The organism is Burkholderia sp. BCC0097 (genome assembly GCF_902832985.1).
Classification (GTDB): Bacteria; Pseudomonadota; Gammaproteobacteria; order Burkholderiales; family Burkholderiaceae; genus Burkholderia; species Burkholderia orbicola.
The window spans coordinates 544,261-559,860 of sequence record NZ_CADFDM010000007.1; the positions used below are offsets into that span (position 1 = coordinate 544,261).

Annotated in this window: 18 protein-coding genes and 1 rRNA gene; 10 read left to right on the plus strand and 9 right to left on the minus strand. The window is 64.9% G+C overall.

The window, feature by feature from the left end; all coding sequences use genetic code 11:
* Window positions 1-8 precede the first annotated feature (8 nt).
* The 6 genes from HWX07_RS25795 (at window position 9) to HWX07_RS25820 (ending at window position 4,535) form a co-directional block, all read left to right on the plus strand.
* Window positions 9-599: an NUDIX hydrolase gene (locus tag HWX07_RS25795; RefSeq protein ID WP_175878140.1), complete on the plus strand. Its 591-nt coding sequence runs from the start codon at window positions 9-11 to the stop codon at window positions 597-599.
* A 136-nt stretch (window positions 600-735) separates the two neighbouring features.
* Entirely contained in the window at window positions 736-1,158 is a 423-nt protein-coding gene (locus HWX07_RS25800) for a DUF1178 family protein (protein WP_006478278.1), read from the plus strand.
* A gap of 54 nt (window positions 1,159-1,212) precedes the next feature.
* The gene (locus HWX07_RS25805; RefSeq protein ID WP_175878141.1) at window positions 1,213-2,409 is read left to right on the plus strand and encodes an acyl-CoA dehydrogenase family protein; all 1,197 of its coding nucleotides are present in this window, start codon (window positions 1,213-1,215) and stop codon (window positions 2,407-2,409) included.
* A 19-nt stretch (window positions 2,410-2,428) separates the two neighbouring features.
* Window positions 2,429-3,562, plus strand: coding sequence for an acyl-CoA dehydrogenase (locus HWX07_RS25810; protein WP_175878142.1), 1,134 nt, complete (start codon window positions 2,429-2,431; stop codon window positions 3,560-3,562).
* A gap of 38 nt (window positions 3,563-3,600) precedes the next feature.
* Window positions 3,601-4,062 (plus strand): MaoC family dehydratase, encoded by a 462-nt coding sequence (locus HWX07_RS25815; protein ID WP_175878143.1) that lies wholly within the window; start codon window positions 3,601-3,603, stop codon window positions 4,060-4,062.
* Window positions 4,059-4,535: a MaoC family dehydratase gene (locus HWX07_RS25820; RefSeq protein ID WP_006496999.1), complete on the plus strand. Its 477-nt coding sequence runs from the start codon at window positions 4,059-4,061 to the stop codon at window positions 4,533-4,535. The genes HWX07_RS25815 and HWX07_RS25820 overlap by 4 nt, the downstream gene beginning before the upstream one ends.
* Window positions 4,536-4,582: 47 nt before the next feature.
* Here the strand turns inward: HWX07_RS25820 and HWX07_RS25825 are convergent, their stop codons facing one another.
* Window positions 4,583-5,275 (minus strand): glutathione binding-like protein, encoded by a 693-nt coding sequence (locus tag HWX07_RS25825; RefSeq protein ID WP_175878144.1) that lies wholly within the window; start codon window positions 5,273-5,275, stop codon window positions 4,583-4,585.
* A 218-nt stretch (window positions 5,276-5,493) separates the two neighbouring features.
* Entirely contained in the window at window positions 5,494-6,285 is a 792-nt protein-coding gene (locus HWX07_RS25830; RefSeq protein ID WP_175807484.1) for an enoyl-CoA hydratase, read from the minus strand.
* A gap of 206 nt (window positions 6,286-6,491) precedes the next feature.
* Here HWX07_RS25830 and HWX07_RS25835 point away from each other — a divergent pair, with 206 nt between their 5' ends.
* Window positions 6,492-7,148, plus strand: coding sequence for a glutathione S-transferase (locus tag HWX07_RS25835; protein ID WP_175878145.1), 657 nt, complete (start codon window positions 6,492-6,494; stop codon window positions 7,146-7,148).
* A 41-nt stretch (window positions 7,149-7,189) separates the two neighbouring features.
* On the opposite strand, the gene HWX07_RS25840 is transcribed toward HWX07_RS25835, so the two are convergent.
* Window positions 7,190-8,362, minus strand: coding sequence for a pyridoxal phosphate-dependent aminotransferase (locus tag HWX07_RS25840; RefSeq protein WP_175878146.1), 1,173 nt, complete (start codon window positions 8,360-8,362; stop codon window positions 7,190-7,192).
* 27 nt (window positions 8,363-8,389) lie between these two features.
* Window positions 8,390-8,887, minus strand: a complete 498-nt coding sequence (locus HWX07_RS25845; RefSeq protein WP_175878147.1) for a putative toxin-antitoxin system toxin component, PIN family — start codon at window positions 8,885-8,887, stop codon at window positions 8,390-8,392.
* Window positions 8,888-8,944: 57 nt separating this feature from the next.
* Here HWX07_RS25845 and yaaA point away from each other — a divergent pair, with 57 nt between their 5' ends.
* Both yaaA and HWX07_RS25855 read left to right on the plus strand, forming a co-directional pair.
* On the plus strand, window positions 8,945-9,727 hold the full coding sequence (yaaA, locus tag HWX07_RS25850) for a peroxide stress protein YaaA (RefSeq protein ID WP_175878148.1): 783 nt from the start codon (window positions 8,945-8,947) through the stop codon (window positions 9,725-9,727).
* A 187-nt stretch (window positions 9,728-9,914) separates the two neighbouring features.
* On the plus strand, window positions 9,915-11,069 hold the full coding sequence (locus tag HWX07_RS25855) for a carboxypeptidase family protein (RefSeq protein WP_175878149.1): 1,155 nt from the start codon (window positions 9,915-9,917) through the stop codon (window positions 11,067-11,069).
* 82 nt (window positions 11,070-11,151) lie between these two features.
* On the opposite strand, the gene HWX07_RS25860 is transcribed toward HWX07_RS25855, so the two are convergent.
* The 5 genes from HWX07_RS25860 to HWX07_RS25880 form a co-directional block, all read right to left on the minus strand.
* Complete coding sequence (locus HWX07_RS25860) at window positions 11,152-11,808, minus strand: hypothetical protein (RefSeq protein WP_175807489.1); 657 nt, start codon at window positions 11,806-11,808, stop codon at window positions 11,152-11,154.
* 139 nt (window positions 11,809-11,947) lie between these two features.
* Complete coding sequence (locus HWX07_RS25865; protein ID WP_175878150.1) at window positions 11,948-12,622, minus strand: energy-coupling factor ABC transporter permease; 675 nt, start codon at window positions 12,620-12,622, stop codon at window positions 11,948-11,950.
* Between the two features lie 76 nt (window positions 12,623-12,698).
* Window positions 12,699-13,535: a response regulator transcription factor gene (locus HWX07_RS25870; protein ID WP_175878151.1), complete on the minus strand. Its 837-nt coding sequence runs from the start codon at window positions 13,533-13,535 to the stop codon at window positions 12,699-12,701.
* Window positions 13,536-13,746: 211 nt separating this feature from the next.
* Window positions 13,747-14,964, minus strand: a complete 1,218-nt coding sequence (locus tag HWX07_RS25875; RefSeq protein WP_012328889.1) for a DUF2863 family protein — start codon at window positions 14,962-14,964, stop codon at window positions 13,747-13,749.
* Window positions 14,965-15,125: 161 nt separating this feature from the next.
* Window positions 15,126-15,332, minus strand: coding sequence for a hypothetical protein (locus HWX07_RS25880; RefSeq protein ID WP_175877807.1), 207 nt, complete (start codon window positions 15,330-15,332; stop codon window positions 15,126-15,128).
* 201 nt (window positions 15,333-15,533) lie between these two features.
* Between HWX07_RS25880 and HWX07_RS25885 the strand changes: the two genes are divergently transcribed.
* A 16S ribosomal RNA gene (locus tag HWX07_RS25885) occupies window positions 15,534-15,600 on the plus strand; the annotation flags it as partial.

The following is a 15,600-nucleotide window of genomic DNA, read 5'->3' on the forward strand; positions in this document are numbered from 1 at the left end:
AGCCGCCGATGGCCGAACTACCCAATCACGACGCCGCACTGACCGAAACCTGCCTCGAGAGCGAGGCGATCTTCGAAGGCGCGTTCCTCAAGCTCAAGCGCGACACCGTCCGTCTGCCGGACGGCAAGAAGGCCACGCGCGAATACGTCCAGCACCCGGGTGCGGTGATGGTGATCCCGCTGTTCGACGACGGGCGCGTGCTGATGGAAAGCCAGTTCCGCTATCCGATCGGCAAGGTGATGGCCGAATTCCCGGCCGGCAAGCTCGATCCGAACGAAGGCGCGCTCGCGTGCGCGGTGCGCGAGCTGCGCGAGGAAACCGGCTACACGGCGCGCGAGTACGTGTTCCTGGCCCGCATCCACCCGATCATTTCCTATTCGACCGAATTCATCGACCTGTACCTTGCGCGCGGGCTGACGGCCGGCGAGCGCAAGCTCGACGAAGGCGAATTCCTCGAAACCTTCACCGCGTCGCTGGCCGACCTGCAGGAATGGGTGCGCACGGGCCAGATCTCCGACGTGAAGACGATCATCGGCACGATGTGGCTCGACAAGGTGCTGTCCGGCACGTGGCCGCTCGGGCCGGTCGTCACGCCCTGAGCACGGCGTCAGCGGCGGGCGGGGCACCGCGTTACAATCCCGTGACGTGGCGCATTCGCGCCGCGTGATCGCGATTTAGCACGATCGTTCACAAAACCGCTTTTTGCGCTACACTCGTCACACGCCCTGATTCAGCATGAAGGTCCTCGATTTACAGTGCCCGCACGGTCATCGGTTCGAAGGCTGGTTCGCTTCCGCCGATGAATTCGAAGCGCAGTTGTCCCGCAAGCTGGTCGAATGTCCGGTGTGCGGGACCACCGAGGTCAACCGTCTGCCGTCGGCGCCGCGCCTGAACCTGTCGGGCGCGACGCAGGCGCAGCCGGCCGATCCGCGTGCGCTGCAGGCCCAGGTGATGCGCGCGTTGCGCGAGGTGCTGGAGAAGACCGAGAACGTGGGCGAGCGCTTCGCCGAGGAAGCGCGGCGCATCCATTACAACGAGGCGCCCGCACGCAGCATTCGCGGCGTCACGACGCCAGAGGATGCGCAGTCCTTGGTCGAAGAAGGCATCGACGTGATGCCGCTGCCGATTCCAGCCGCGCTGAAAGAACCGCTGCAATGACGTACGCAGTGTGTCTTGGCCGGCCCGGACGGTCGCGGACAGGAGACACTGCGCATGGATCTGGATTATTCCCCCGCCGACGACGCGTTCCGCGTTGACGTCCGCGCCTGGCTCGAGGCCAATCTGCCTCATGCACTGCGCGCCAAGGTACTCGATCACAAACGACTCGACCGCGAGGATTTCGCGAGCTGGCACCGCATTCTGGGCCGGCGCGGCTGGTCCGCGCCCGCGTGGCCGGTCGAATATGGCGGCCCGGGCTGGAACGCGACGCAGCGGCACATCTGGGACGAGGAGTGCGCGCGGATCGGTGCGCCGACCGTGCTGCCGTTCGGGGTGTCGATGGTCGCGCCGGTCCTGATGAAATACGGCAGCGAAGCGCAGAAGCGCCACTATCTGCCGCGTATTCTCGACGGCTCGGACTGGTGGTGCCAGGGTTATTCGGAGCCGGGTTCCGGATCGGATTTGGCGTCGCTGCGCACGCGCGCCGAGCGCCACGGCGATCACTACGTCGTCAACGGCCAGAAGACCTGGACCACGCTCGGCCAGCACGCCGACATGATGTTCTGTCTCGTGCGCACCGATCCGGCCGCGAAGAAGCAGGAGGGTATCTCGTTCCTGCTGATCGACATGAAGACGCCCGGCATCACGGTGCGCCCGATCGTGATGCTCGACGAGGACCACGAGGTCAACGAGGTGTTCTTCGAGGACGTGAAGGTGCCGGTCGAGAATCTCGTCGGCGACGAGAATCGCGGCTGGACCTACGCGAAATACCTGCTCGGCCACGAGCGCACCGGCATCGCGCGCGTCGGCGCGTCGAAGCGGGAGCTTGCGTTCCTGAAGCGCGTCGCATCGAATCAGCGCAAGAACGGCAAGCCGTTGCTCGCCGATCCCGTGTTCGCCGCGAAGGTTGCGGCGCTCGAAGTCGAGTTGATGGCGCTGGAAGTGACGGTGCTGCGCGTCGTCAGCCGCGAGACGAGCGGCAAGGGGCCCGGCCCCGAGGCGTCGATGCTGAAGATCAAGGGCACCGAGGTGCAGCAGGCGCTCACCGAACTGATGGTCGAAGCGATCGGCCCGCTGGCCGCGCCGTTCGATGTGCCGTTCCTCGACGGCGAGCGCGAGCACAGCATCGCGGGCGACGACGATGCGGCGCCGCTGGCCGCTTACTACTTCAATTACCGGAAGACGTCGATCTACGGCGGTTCGAACGAGATCCAGAAGAACATCATCGCGCAGATGATTCTGGGGCTGTGATCAGGGAACGGAGACAACCATGGATTTCAGCTTTACCGATGAGCAGCAGCAGTTCGCCGACGCGCTGCGCCGGTATCTCGGCGAGCAATACGGCTTCGAGGCGCGTCAGGCGATCGTGCGCAGCGATGCCGGCGTGTCGGACGCGCAGTGGCGCGCATTCACGGAACTCGGCTTGACCGCGTTGCCCGTGCCGGACGCCCAGGGCGGCTTCGGCGGCGGCCCGGTCGACATGCTGGTCGTGATGCAGGAGCTGGGCCGCGCGCTCGTGATCGAGCCGTACTGGGCCACGGCGGTCGGCGTCGAGGCGTTGCGGATCGCCGGCTCCGGCGCAGGCGATGATGCCGCGCTGCTGGAGGCGGTCGCGCAAGGGCAAAAGCGCGTGGCGGTCGCATTCCACGAACCGCGGGCCCGCTACGATCTATACGAACTCGACACGCACGCGCACGAGCAGGGCGGCACGTACCGGCTGACCGGCACCAAGTCGGTGGTTCAGCACGGCGCGCAGGCGCACGTGTGGATCGTGCCTGCGCGGGTCGACGGTGGCGGCATCGGCCTCTTCGTCGTCGAACGCGATGCAGGGAACACGAAGGTGGTCGACTACCGGACCATCGACGGCCAGCGTGCCGCGACGATCACGTTCGACGACACGCCGGCCCGAGTGCTGACGGGCGGGGCGCGCGACGCGGCGGCACTCGAGCAGATCGCCGATTACGCAACCTTCCTGCTATGCGCGGAAGCGGTCGGCGCGCTCGACGAACTGAATCGCGCGACGGTCGAATATACGAAGACGCGCGAGCAGTTCGGCATGCCGATCGCGCGCTTTCAGGCGCTGCAGCACCGGATGGTCGACATGCTGATCCATGCGGAGCAGGCGCGTTCGCTGACCTATCTCGCGGCGGTGCGCTACGCGAACGGCGATGCCGATGCACGGCGCAAGGCCGTGTCGGCCGCGAAGGCGCGGGTCGGGTCGGCCGCGCGCTTCGTCGGCCAGCAGGCGGTTCAGTTGCACGGCGGCATGGGCGTGACCAACGAGGTGGCCGCCGCGCACCTGTTCAAGCGGCTGTCGATCATCGAGACGACGCTTGGCGATACCGATCATCACCTCGCCCGCATCACGGCGCTACCCGATTTCGCGCAGACCGACGTAGCATGACGGTGACGCGCGAGCGCGCCAGACAAGGAGACTTATCAGTGGGCATCAGTTACGAAGATCTGGTGGTCGGTAGTACCACCGAAGTGGGCCGCTACACGTTCGAGCCGGACGACATCAAGACGTTCGCGAAGCGCTACGATCCGCAGCCGTTCCATGTCGACGAGGCAGCGGGGAAGGCCTCGCATTTCGGCGGGCTCGTCGCGAGCGGCTGGCATACTTGCTCGGTATTCATGAGCCTGCTGGTTCAGAAGCTCGGGCCGGATTCGACCAGCATGGGCTCGCCGGGCATCGATTCGATCCGCTGGCTGAAGCCGGTGCGCGCCGGCGACACGATCACGATGTACCAGAAGGTGCACGACAAGCGTGTATCGGAGAGCAAGCCCGATCGCGGCATCGTGTCGACGGAATGGATCGGCGTGAACGAAGCCGGCGAGACGGTGATCAGCGTGCATACCAAGGTGATTTTCGGGCTGCGCCACCCGGCGGGTGCGAACCCATGACCGACGTGACCTTGCCGCTGATCGCCTCGGCGCAGGCGCTGCAGGCGCGGGTCGGCGCGGAGCCGCTCGCAAGCGGCTGGATCGAGATCGACCAGCCGCGCGTCGACGGTTTCGCCGACGCGACCGGCGATCATCAATGGATTCACGTCGACCCCGAGCGCGCGCGACGCGAGTCGCCGTTCGGCGGCCCGATCGCGCACGGGTTCCTGACGCTGTCGCTGATTCCTGCGTTGATGACCGACGCGATGCGCTTCGAGCAGAAGATGGGCGTGAATTACGGCTTGAACCGCGTGCGGTTCTTGAAGCCGGTGCCGGTCGGCGCACGCGTGCGTGCATTGTTCGCGGTGAAGGAAACCGCCGACGCCGCGCGCGGCGGTATCCAGGTGACATGGTCGGTATCGGTGCAGGTCGAGCGCCCCGACGCGCCGCTGCCGGTGTGCGCGGCGGAGTTCATCACGCTGCATTACTTCTGAAGCACGGAGCGGCATGCACGGATGCCGCTCCGCCCGCCACGTGCGTGTCAGCGCTTCGCGTATTGCGTTGCGCCGAACAGCACCTCGCGTGCCTTGTCGTCCTGCAACGCCTTGCGCATCGACGCGAGCACCTCGACGCCGCGCTGCACGGCCGGTCGCGCGGCGATCGCCTCGTGCCAGCGCTTCACGTTCGGCAGGTCGTCGAGCACGATGCCCTGGTTTTGCCACGAGCGCGTCCACGGGAACGTCGCAATGTCCGCGATCGTGTACGTGTCGCCTGCGAGATACTCGGATTCGCCGAGCCGTTTTTCCATCACGTTGTACAGGCGCTTCGCTTCGTTCGTGTAACGGTTGACCGCATACTCGATCTTCTCCGGCGCATACAGCCGGAAGTGGTGCGCCTGCCCGAGCATCGGGCCGACACCGCCCATCTGGAACATCAGCCACTCGAGCGTCGCATAGCGCGCGGCCGGATCGGTCGGCAGGAACTTGCCGGTCTTCTCCGCGAGGTAAATCAGGATCGCGCCCGATTCGAACAGCGAGATCGATTGGCCGCCGGGGCCGTCCGGATCGACAATCGCCGGGATCTTGTTGTTCGGGCTGATCTTCAGGAACTCGGGTTCGAACTGATCGCCCGCACCGATATCGACCGGATGCGCACGATACGCGAGGCCGGTTTCCTCGAGCATGATGTGTACCTTGTGGCCGTTCGGGGTCGCCCAGCTATAGACGTCGATCATCGTCAACTCCTGTGTGGCATGCGCGAAAACGGCGCCGGCGGCGCCGCGACAGGCGGTCATTAGAGCATGGATCGACACGGGCTGCTGGCGACGCGAACGCGCGCCGACGGGCAGGCACGGCCGGCCCGGAGAGCGTCGCCGGGATGGCGTGCGGCGTCGGCGGGCCGCATCGGATGGACCTGGCGGGGTGGCGTCGGCTCGAAGGCCGACGCGGCGGATCAGCGCTTGTAGCGTGGCGGGCGCTTCTCGAGAAAAGCGGTGATGCCTTCGAGCCCGTCCGCATGATGCAGCGACGCGACGAAATGATCGCGCTCGGTGCCGAGGTGCGCGTCCAGCGGCTGCGCGGTCGCGTCGTCGAGCAGCGACTTGATGCGCGTGAGCGCATTCGGCGAGATGCCGGCGAGCGCGTCGGCCCAGGCCAGTGCGTCGCTCAATGCCGTGCCGGGCGCGGCGAGCCGGTTGACGACGCCGAGCGCATGCAGGCGTTCGGCGGCGACCGGTTTGCCTTCGAACAGGATCTCGGCCGCGATCGCACGCGGCAGCGCGCGGGCAAGAAACCACGAGCCGCCACCGTCGGGTGTCAGGCCGACGCGCGCATACGACATCACGAATTTCGCATCATGCGCGGCGACGATCAGGTCGCACGCGAGCGCGAGCGAGAAGCCCGCGCCGGCCGCGGCGCCTTCGACGGCCGCGATCACCGGTTTCGTCGACGCGCGGATCGCCGTGACCCAGGCCGCGAGCTGATCGATGCTGTCGGCCTGGAAGGACGGATCCTTCGAGCGATTCTCGAGCAGCCGGTTCAGGTTGCCGCCGGCGCAGAAGAAGCGATCGGCCCCCGTCAGCACGACGGCGCGAATCGCTGGATCGCGCTCGGCGGTGGCGAGCGCTTCGATGCCCGCCGCATACATGTCGGGATGCAGCGCGTTGCGCGCGCCGGGATTGGACAGCGTGAGGACGAGCGTCGATTCGCTCTCGGGCGGCCGCGAGGCCAGCAGTTCAGCACTCATGCGAGCGTGTCTCCATCGGGTGGCGCGGCAACGCCGCCGCGTGTGTCGTGCGGACGGCCAGAGCCGACGCCGCAGCGGATGTAATGTTGTCGTGACGAACGCAAAACTTGCTTTAGACTAGCACGAACGTGCTTTTCGGCGTCATGAATCCCGATGCGGCTGGCGCCGATGCGGCCGCGCTTGAGCAAGGAAGGAGGAGCCCCCCGATGCTACAGCTGTGCGGTATTCCGTTGTCCAACTACTACAACAAGGTGAAGTTCGTCCTGCTCGAACACGGCATTCCGTTCGAGGAAGCGGTGTGCGGTTTGCCGATCAGCGATCCGGCGCAGCTTGCCGATTCGCCGCTCGGCAAGATTCCGTTCCTGAAGACCGAAGAGGGTGCGCTGTTCGAGTCGCAGGCGATTATCGAATACCTGGCGGCGCGCTATCCCGAGAAAGGCATTTTCCCCACGAGCCCGTTTGCGGCGGCGAAGGTGCGCGAACTGGTCGAGACGCTCGAGCTGTATCTCGAATGGATGGCGCGCGAGGTGTACACGGAAGCGTTTTTCGGCGGCAAGGTCAGCGACGGGATGAAGGCGCATGTCGAGAAGCGCCTGCCGCGCGCGATCGATGCATTCAAGCAGATGACACGGTTTTCGCCGTATGTGCTCGGCGAGTCGTTCGGCCTCGCGGACATCGCCTCGTGGGTCCATCTGCCGGTCATCGGAATGGCGACGAAGGCCATATACGGGCGCGACTTCCTGCTCGATGCAGGCATCGACTGGAAGGCGCACGCCAAGATGGTGAGTGAACGCCCTGCCGCACAGCGCGTGGCCGCCGAGCGCAAGGCGTATGTCGAAGCGGCGAACGTCGCGCGTTCGTAACCGCGTTTCCCGAAGGGCGGCGTGCGGCCGCCCGTGCGGTCTTACAGGCGAGCCAGCCGTTCGAGTGCGGACGCGAGCGTGCTTTCCTGCTTCGCGAAGCAGAAGCGCACGACGCCCGATTCGTGCGGCTCGTGATAGAACGCCGACACCGGAATGGCGGCCACGCCGATCTCCGACGTGAGCCACTTCGAGAATTCCGCTTCGGGCAGGTCGCTGATCGCCGAGTAATCGACGCACTGGAAGTACGTGCCCGTACACGGCAGCAGCTTGAAGCGCGTGCGCTCGAGGCCTGCCCGGAAGAAGTCGCGCTTGCGCTGATAGAAGCTCGCGAGCGACAGGTACGGCGCCGGGTCCCGCAGGTAGTCGGCGAGCCCGATCTGCATCGGCGTGTTCACCGTGAACACGTTGAACTGGTGGACCTTGCGGAATTCCGCGGTCAGCGCGGCAGGCGCCGCGACGTAACCGACCTTCCAGCCCGTCACGTGATAAGTCTTGCCGAAGCTCGACACGATGAAGCTGCGCGCGGCGAGTTCCGGGTGGCGCGCGACGCTTTCGTGGCGCGCGCCGTCGTAGACCATGTGTTCGTAGACCTCGTCGGACAGGATCAGCACGTTGGTGCCGCGCACGATGTCTTCGAGCTTGCGCATGTCCGCCTCGCGCCACACGGTGCCCGTCGGGTTGTGCGGCGTGTTGATCAGGATCATCCGCGTTTTCGGCGTGATCGCGGCCGCGAGACGGTCGAACGGGATCGCGTAGTCGGGCGCCTCCAGCGTGACGAACACGGGCTTGCCGCCGGCGAGCTCGATCGACGGCAGATAGCTGTCGTAGGTCGGCTCGACCACGATCACTTCGTCGCCCGGATGCACCGCGCACAGGATCGCCGTCAGCAGCGCCTGGGTCGCGCCGGCCGTCACGGTGATTTCGGTGGCCGGATCGTAGCGCCGGCCGTACACCTGCGCGATCTTGTCGGCGATCGCGTCGCGCAGCGGCGCGACGCCGGCCATCGGCGGGTACTGGTTGTGCCCGTTGCGCATCGCGGCGGCGACTGCATCGACGATGCGCGGATCGCAATCGAAATCCGGGAAGCCCTGGCCGAGGTTCACCGCCCCTTTTTCGGCGGCAAGCGCGCTCATGATCGTGAAGATCGTCGTGCCGACGTTCGGCAGGCGCGACGGGAAAACGGGTGTCGTTGGCATATCTGAAGGAGCGTTCATCGATACGGTCGCATTCGGGTTGGGGCGTCAGGCCGGCGTTGCCGTGGCGGGCGGCGCGGCATCGAGTGCGCAGGCTTCGGCAAACGGCGCGGGTTGCGCGATCCGGAAACCGAAGTCGCGTGCGGTGCGTTTCGCGAGCTTCAGCAGCGCGCGGTCTTTCGACACGAGCCAATCGGCCTGCGCGGCGCGGGCGAGTTCGAGAAATTTCTGGTCGTCACGGTCCTTGCACTTCGGCAGCGGTGGCGCGTCGGCGCCGAGGGGCGGCGGTTCGACGAGGCTCGCGAGCCGGGCGACCGTTGCGAGCGCGGCCGCCTTGTCGATCGCGCGCGACTGGAACTGCGGATAGTCGAGCACGTATTCGAGTTCGGTCAGGCAGCGGCCGTCGATCACGGCGGCCAGCGTGCCGCGCTCCAGCGCGGCACGGATCGGGCGCGTAGCGGGGTCGTCGAATACGAGAATGTCGATCCAGACGTTCGAGTCGAGCACGACGCGGTTTGCGGCATGCGGGGCGAGAGAGCGGGTCATTCGTTACAATCGGTGGTTTTCGTCTGACCGCAAGGCACGGCGTGCCAGCGAGCCTCTATGATAATCGTTCTCTCTCCCGCCAAATCCCTCGACTACGACACGCCCGCGCATGTCGAGTCTTACACGAAGCCTGCATTCGTCGACGACGCGTCGGAGCTGATCGACGGCCTGCGCAAGCTGTCGCCGCAGGACATCGCGACGCTGATGGATATCTCCGATTCGCTCGCGCGCCTGAATTTCCAGCGCTACGCCGACTGGTCGCCGACCTTCACGCCGGCCAACGCGAAGCAGGCCGTGCTGGCGTTCAATGGCGACGTCTACGAGGGGTTCGACGCGAAATCGCTGTCGTCCACCGATCTCGACTATGCGCAGCAGCACGTGCGCGTGCTGTCGGGCCTGTACGGGCTGCTGCGCCCGCTCGATCTGCTGCAGCCGTATCGGCTCGAGATGGGCACGCGGTTCGCGAACGCGCGCGGCAAGGATTTGTATGCGTTCTGGGGCGACCGCATCACGCGGGCACTGAACGAGCAGCTCGAGACGCGCAGCGGCGCGGCGCGCGTGCTCATTAACTGCGCGTCGACCGAATACTTCAAGTCCGTCAAGCCGAAGCTGCTGGCCGCACCGGTCATCACGCCGGTATTCGAGGACTGGAAGGGCGGCCGCTACAAGATCATCAGCTTCCATGCGAAACGCGCGCGTGGCCTGATGGCGCGTTTTGTCGTCGAGAACCGGATCACCGACCCGAAGGCGCTGAAGGCATTCTCGACCGACGGTTATGCGTTCGATGCGGCTGCGTCGAACGATTCGACGTACGTATATCGCCGGCGCATCGGCGAGTGACCCTGGCGGCCGTTCACGAGACGGCCGGCGCTTATGAGGCCGGACAGGCGGTACACCGTCTGCTTTGGTCGCGAGCTTTGCATGAGACTGGTGTAAGCGCCAAAGCGCTAACGCCACCAGTCGACAGCTTTGCATGGGACCGGAGTAAGCGCTAAAGCGCTAACTCCGGTCGACAAAGGAGAGATAGATGGCCCTTTCGATCACCAGTAATTTCGACGCAGGCGCAATCGACGTCGTGTCGTGCGACAGCCCCGACGCAATCCGGCTGCGCGTACGCGGCGACAATCGTTCGGAATTCGCGCAATGGTTTTACTACCGCTTGACGGGTGTGCGCGGCGAGCGATGCGTGATGACGTTCGAGAACGCAGCCGAATGCGCGTATCCGTCGGGCTGGCGCAACTACCACGCGGTGGCGAGCTACGACCGGGTCGACTGGTTCCGCGTGCCGACGACGTTCGACGGCAAGACGATGACCATCGACCATACGCCGGAGTTCGACAGCATCTACTACGCGTATTTCGAACCGTACTCGGAAGAGCGTCACGCGGCGTTTCTCGGTGCGGTCCAGCAGTTGCCGCAGGCGAGCGTCGTCGAGCTTGGCCGTACGGTCGAAGGCCGTCCGATGTCGCTGCTGACGCTCGGCACGCCGGAAACCGATGGTGCGCCGAAGAAGAAGGTGTGGATCATCGCGCGTCAGCATCCGGGCGAATCGATGGCCGAGTGGTTCGTCGAAGGCCTGGTCAAGCGGCTGGCCGGATGGGGCGATTGGGCTGGCGATCCGGTTGCGCGCAAGCTCTACGATCGCGCGACGTTCTACATCGTCCCGAACATGAATCCGGACGGCAGCGTGCACGGTAACCTGCGCACCAATGCGGCCGGCGCGAACCTGAACCGCGAGTGGATGGCACCCGATGCCGAGCGCAGCCCGGAAGTGCTGGCCGTGCGCGATGCGATCCACGCGATCGGTTGCGACATGTTCTTCGACATTCACGGCGACGAGGATCTGCCGTACGTGTTCGTCGCCGGCTCGGAGATGCTGCCGAGCTTTACCGAGCAGCAGGGCAAGGAGCAGGCTGCGTTCATCGACGCGTTCAAGGTCGCAAGCCCCGACTTCCAGACCGAGCATGGCTACGCGGCGAGCAAGTACAAGGAAGATGCGCTGAAGCTCGCGTCGAAGTACGTCGGCCACCAGTTCGGCTGTCTGTCGTTGACGCTCGAAATGCCGTTCAAGGACAACGCCAACCTGCCCGACGAGCGTGTCGGCTGGAACGGCGAGCGCAGCGCGGCGCTCGGCGCGGCGATGCTCGCCGCGATCCTGGTGCACATCGACACGTTCGGTTAAGCACCGCCGCCGTCGCTTGAAAAAGCCGGCGCATCTTGCGATGCGTCGGCTTATTTGCTGCTGTCGTTGCCGCTCCGTCGTATCAGGACTTCTTCGCGGTTTTTTTCTTCACGGCTTTCTTCTGGCCGCCTGATTTCTTCGTCGCGACGGCCTTCTTGCTGCCGGTGCGGCCCGATGCCTTCGCCTTGGCCTTGCCGCGATGCGACTTGCCCTTGAACTTCTTCGTCGAAGACGATGAGCGCTCGACGCGCGGCTTCAGCGGCGGAACCGGGTCGTTCCAGCTGAACGCAAGCATTTGCTGGCCGACGTAGCCGCAACGGAATTTCAGCGGCGTCGGATCGCTGCCGTTGCTGTGGATGCCGAGCCCGTCGACGGTGACGATGTTGTCGACCTTCACGCGCTGCTTGCCCTGGTCGAACGAGTCGTTCCACGGCGTGATCGTCGCGTTGCCGCTGTCGAATGCGTTCGGCGCGAAGTCGACGCGGTCGAACGCCGTCGACGTGCTGGCGATGAAGCTGCCATGCGCCGCACAATCGGCGGCGAGCGGATCGGCATGCATCTCGTTGACGAATTTGTTGATCAGTTCGGAGCGCTGGTCGAGCAGGTCGGCGAATACCGGTGCGGGAAGCGCAAGCGACAGGCCCGCGATACAGGCTGCCAGCTTGCCGAGCGCCCGGAAAATCCGGAGCGAGGCAGGAGAGCTGTCCATCTGGTTATTGGTGAGGAGCGAAGGAGACATCGGGCACGTATAGATGCCCGATGAAGAACAGGAGTTCAATCTTAGCGTAAAAAAGTTGTGCGGCAGTAGGTGGCGTATTCGGCGCGCGCCGCGGAAGTACCGCCGGTACGCGTGTGCGCCGAGCCGATCCGGGGAAAATTCAGGCGCGCGGACCGCCGAGGCGGTAGCGCCGGACGTCAAAGGTCGTGACCCACGCGGGGCGATAGACGGCGATGAGTGCCGTTGCCATGCCGGTGAACCATGCTTCGCCGAGCGCCAGCAGCGCGGTGTTCAGCAGATAGCCCGCCGGAATCACGACGGGCACGCCGTCGGCGAGTGCGAGCTGGACACCTGCCGCCGCGGCGGCGACCGCGACGATCGCGATGGCCGGCGACAGGAAGCCCTGCCCGGTGATGAACGAGGCGAGGTTATGCGGCAGCCAGGCGAGCGCGGCGCGTTGCAGCAGCGCCGACACGCCGACAGGCAGTGCACCGTAGATCAGATAGGTCAGGCCGATGCCTTGCCACGGCGCGTCGAAGATCACCGCGGCAATCGCCGTGACGGCGCCCATCGCGACCAGCGCGAGTGTCCAGTCGAACAGCGTGACGAGCAGGGTTGCGCCAAGCAGATGCATGACGATGCCATCTTCGAGCCATGCGTTCGAGGCCCACAGGACCGTGATCGCGGTGACGAGCGCGAGCCACACGTGCTGAAGCGTGGCGTCTTGCAGACGTACGAACGGGCGATTCCAGATCGCGAGCGCGAGCAGGGCCACGGCGGCGATCCAGCCACCGAAGCCAACCCACAGCGGAAGCGGTGTGAAAAGAAAACCCATGCGTCCATATTACTCGTTGAGCATCAAAGGTGGGAACCTGCACATGCCCGACCGTCGCAATATCGAGACTGTTTGCCTAGCGTCCGCGCCGGAACCGCGGCCGCGGCTCGGCGGCGAGCGGCAGGTCCTGCGTGCCGGCATGGGCGGTAGGCAATGGGTACGGACGGTCATGCCGTTGTGTACGCAGCGGAACCGGGCCATGTTCGCCGATGGCCGGTTTGCGGGCGCGGTTGCGGTTCGCCAGCAGCACCTCGAGATGGGGCGACAGCCAGCCGTTGTAGATCGCGACGGCGGCGGCGCGGTTTGCTGCGCCGAGCTGCTGGAAGATGCTCGCGAGGTGGATCTTCACGGTGCCTTCGCTGATGCCGAGCGTACGCGCGATCATCTTGTTGGTGCTGCCCATGTGGACGAACCGCATGATCTGCGCTTGCCGCGGCGACAGGAGGCCGCTCGGCGGGCGGCGGGGCAGCGAGCCGGCGAGTGTCTGGAAATGGGCATCCTGGCGTGCCGTCGTCGGGGAGGGCAGCAGGCTGAGGGCGATCGGCGGAATGTAGTGCCCGCCAAGCAGCACGATCTCGAGCGCACGTACGATCAGGTGCGGCCGCGTGGAATGCGGGATCACGCCCGCGACGCCGTAGTTGAAGAAGCGCTGGATGGCTTCGGGCGAGACCTCGTCGACCAGGACGGCGATCGGCGTCGGCGAGCACGCGTTGCCGAGTGCCTGGAGCTCGCTGAGCCGGCCCACGTCGAGCCAGTCGATCGCGACGAGGTCGAAACGCTGGGTACGCAGCAGCCGGCGCGCCTGGAAACTGTCGGGCGCATCGTTGATGCTGGCGTGCCGGTCGATCTGCCGCAACAGGGCCTTCAGTCCGTCACGCCGTTCGGCGTCTGAGTTAAGCACCAAGAACCGCATATTCAATCTCCGTAAGGTGAGTCATTGCCTGCTGTCGGGTATAAGCTGGCCCCGATAATGACAAAGACCTTACACGATGTCTGCTTGGCTGAAAGGCTTAGGAAAAGTTCGAAATTTTCGGCGACAGAGCATCGGACAAGAAAAAAGCCGCTTCGGCATGCACCGGAAGCGGCTTTTGGCGGGGCAGGCCGACGGGCCTGCGGGGGCAATGTCAGTGGAAGTGCGGCTGGGCGGGCGACGCATCTTCCGGCATTTCCGCATGGACGATTTCGCCGAGCGGATCTGCGTAGAGCGGCACGCCGCAGTCGTCGCAGTATTCGGGTTCGAAACGGCCCGCGTGCCTGCGGACGTCGGTTACGCCGCATTCCTTCAGCAGGCTCACGATTTCCTCGAGCGGCCCTTCGATCGGCGCTTCGCCTTCGAGCGTCGCGCTGTCGGTCGATACGTCGCCGTTTTCACGGCCGTAGAGCGGCCACACGACACCGTAGATTACGTCGTTGCTGGCACGCCGCGTGAAGCCCACGCGATACTCGTCGATACGACGCTCGCCGAAGCCGGCGACCACCGCCCGCAACTCTTGCGGCGCCGCACCAAGTGTGTCGAATAGATAACGAATGGCCGTTCGGACGGTGTGCGGACGCACACGTTCGTCCGCATCGCGACAGGCCGAGTAGTACGCGTCCGGAAGCAGGCATTCGAATTCGCATCCGGGCAGTGCGATCGACAGGTTCGGGCCGCCTTGTGCCGTCCACTGTTCAAGGCACTGGCCGCGCTCGATGCGGCTGCCGTTTTCTTCCTCCTGCCAGCGGAACAGCGGTGCGCCGGCGGGCGCGGCGACGACCGCCAGCAGGAAGCGCGGATCGGCCAGGATCGGCGAGGTTTCCGGCAGGTCGCCGAAGCTCAGCTTCGGGGTGTGCTGACCGATTGCCGCATGGGCGAGTTGCTGCGCAAGCCGATAGGTTTCCACGTGGTGCCGCGGCAACTGGTCGATGCTGTAGAGGAACGGGGCGAGCCCGACGAGCGTGCCGTTCGCCAGAACGTGCGCCTGCAGATGCGTTCGCAGCGCGTCGGCCACGTCGCCCTTGAGCGGACCGGACGGAATCATGTAACGCGTCCAGGCGAGAACCGGGACGGCGACCAGCAGCGCATCGTACGGTTGGCCGTCGTGCTCGATCACCATCGACTCGCTGTGCGTCTCGGCCATGTCGGCGAGCGCGCCGTAGGCGTCGGGATGATTCTGCTGGAGATGGTCGAGCGCGGCGTCGAGCGTGGTCTGATTGCCGTTGCGGACAATCTTGGCGAGCAGCGCATCGAGCTTCGCTTCCCAGAAGCGATCCTCGATGCGGCTGCCCGACGCGAAGAGCGCAAGCGACAGACCGACCAGTTTGTCGGCATCGGGGGGGAGGCGTTTGGCGATTCGCTGGCGCATATTAAAGACGTATATAGAAAGAGGCGAAGAACCTCACATTCTAGTCCGTTCTTTGCACCATAAGCGGTCTCGTGCCTCAGGCATGGCCGGACGGCCGAATTGCGGCGTTTGTGAAAAAGTTGCGTCAAACCCCTTGCGCGATCGCCGGGGGATGCATAGAATCACGCCTCTTTCGCGCTAACGGAAACGCGGCGCGGAAGGAAGGGAAGCAGTGCTGTTGGGGTTCGGAAGTAGCGAGCCTTGGCGGTACGGAAGTTGAGCCCCGCAGTCGCGACGAAGTCGTTCAGAAAGTTGTTGACGAGCTGCGAAATACGGTTCATAATCTCGCTTCTCTGCTGCTGAAAACGCAGCGCTGCTGAGGGGTTCAAGATTCCTCGCAGAAATGCTCTTTAAAAATTAACAGCCGATAAGTGTGGGCGCTTGATGGAAGCGAGCTGATCCTCGGATCAGATAGCGAAAGTATCAAGAGTCTCACACTAAAGTAAGTCAGGTTTATGAAGTGATTCATATTCCTGTCAGCTTTGAGTGAGCGACCGGTTCTTAACCGAACCGAAAACAGTAACAGGTTTAAACTGAAGAGTTTGATCCTGGCTCAGATTGAACGCTGGCGGCATGCCTTACACATGCAAGTCGAAC

Excerpts from the sequence above, each read along its gene's own strand:
- HWX07_RS25795 (WP_175878140.1), top strand. The coding sequence starts at position 9 with ATGGCCGAACTACCCAATCACGACGCCGCACTGACCGAAACCTGCCTC.
- HWX07_RS25800 (WP_006478278.1), top strand. The coding sequence starts at position 736 with ATGAAGGTCCTCGATTTACAGTGCCCGCACGGTCATCGGTTCGAAGGC.
- HWX07_RS25805 (WP_175878141.1), top strand. The coding sequence starts at position 1,213 with ATGGATCTGGATTATTCCCCCGCCGACGACGCGTTCCGCGTTGACGTC.
- HWX07_RS25810 (WP_175878142.1), top strand. The coding sequence starts at position 2,429 with ATGGATTTCAGCTTTACCGATGAGCAGCAGCAGTTCGCCGACGCGCTG.
- HWX07_RS25820 (WP_006496999.1), top strand. The coding sequence starts at position 4,059 with ATGACCGACGTGACCTTGCCGCTGATCGCCTCGGCGCAGGCGCTGCAG.
- HWX07_RS25825 (WP_175878144.1), bottom strand. The coding sequence starts at position 5,275 with ATGATCGACGTCTATAGCTGGGCGACCCCGAACGGCCACAAGGTACAC.
- HWX07_RS25830 (WP_175807484.1), bottom strand. The coding sequence starts at position 6,285 with ATGAGTGCTGAACTGCTGGCCTCGCGGCCGCCCGAGAGCGAATCGACG.
- HWX07_RS25835 (WP_175878145.1), top strand. The coding sequence starts at position 6,492 with ATGCTACAGCTGTGCGGTATTCCGTTGTCCAACTACTACAACAAGGTG.
- HWX07_RS25840 (WP_175878146.1), bottom strand. The coding sequence starts at position 8,362 with ATGAACGCTCCTTCAGATATGCCAACGACACCCGTTTTCCCGTCGCGC.
- HWX07_RS25845 (WP_175878147.1), bottom strand. The coding sequence starts at position 8,887 with ATGACCCGCTCTCTCGCCCCGCATGCCGCAAACCGCGTCGTGCTCGAC.
- yaaA (WP_175878148.1), top strand. The coding sequence starts at position 8,945 with ATGATAATCGTTCTCTCTCCCGCCAAATCCCTCGACTACGACACGCCC.
- HWX07_RS25855 (WP_175878149.1), top strand. The coding sequence starts at position 9,915 with ATGGCCCTTTCGATCACCAGTAATTTCGACGCAGGCGCAATCGACGTC.
- HWX07_RS25860 (WP_175807489.1), bottom strand. The coding sequence starts at position 11,808 with ATGTCTCCTTCGCTCCTCACCAATAACCAGATGGACAGCTCTCCTGCC.
- HWX07_RS25865 (WP_175878150.1), bottom strand. The coding sequence starts at position 12,622 with ATGGGTTTTCTTTTCACACCGCTTCCGCTGTGGGTTGGCTTCGGTGGC.
- HWX07_RS25870 (WP_175878151.1), bottom strand. The coding sequence starts at position 13,535 with ATGCGGTTCTTGGTGCTTAACTCAGACGCCGAACGGCGTGACGGACTG.
- HWX07_RS25875 (WP_012328889.1), bottom strand. The coding sequence starts at position 14,964 with ATGCGCCAGCGAATCGCCAAACGCCTCCCCCCCGATGCCGACAAACTG.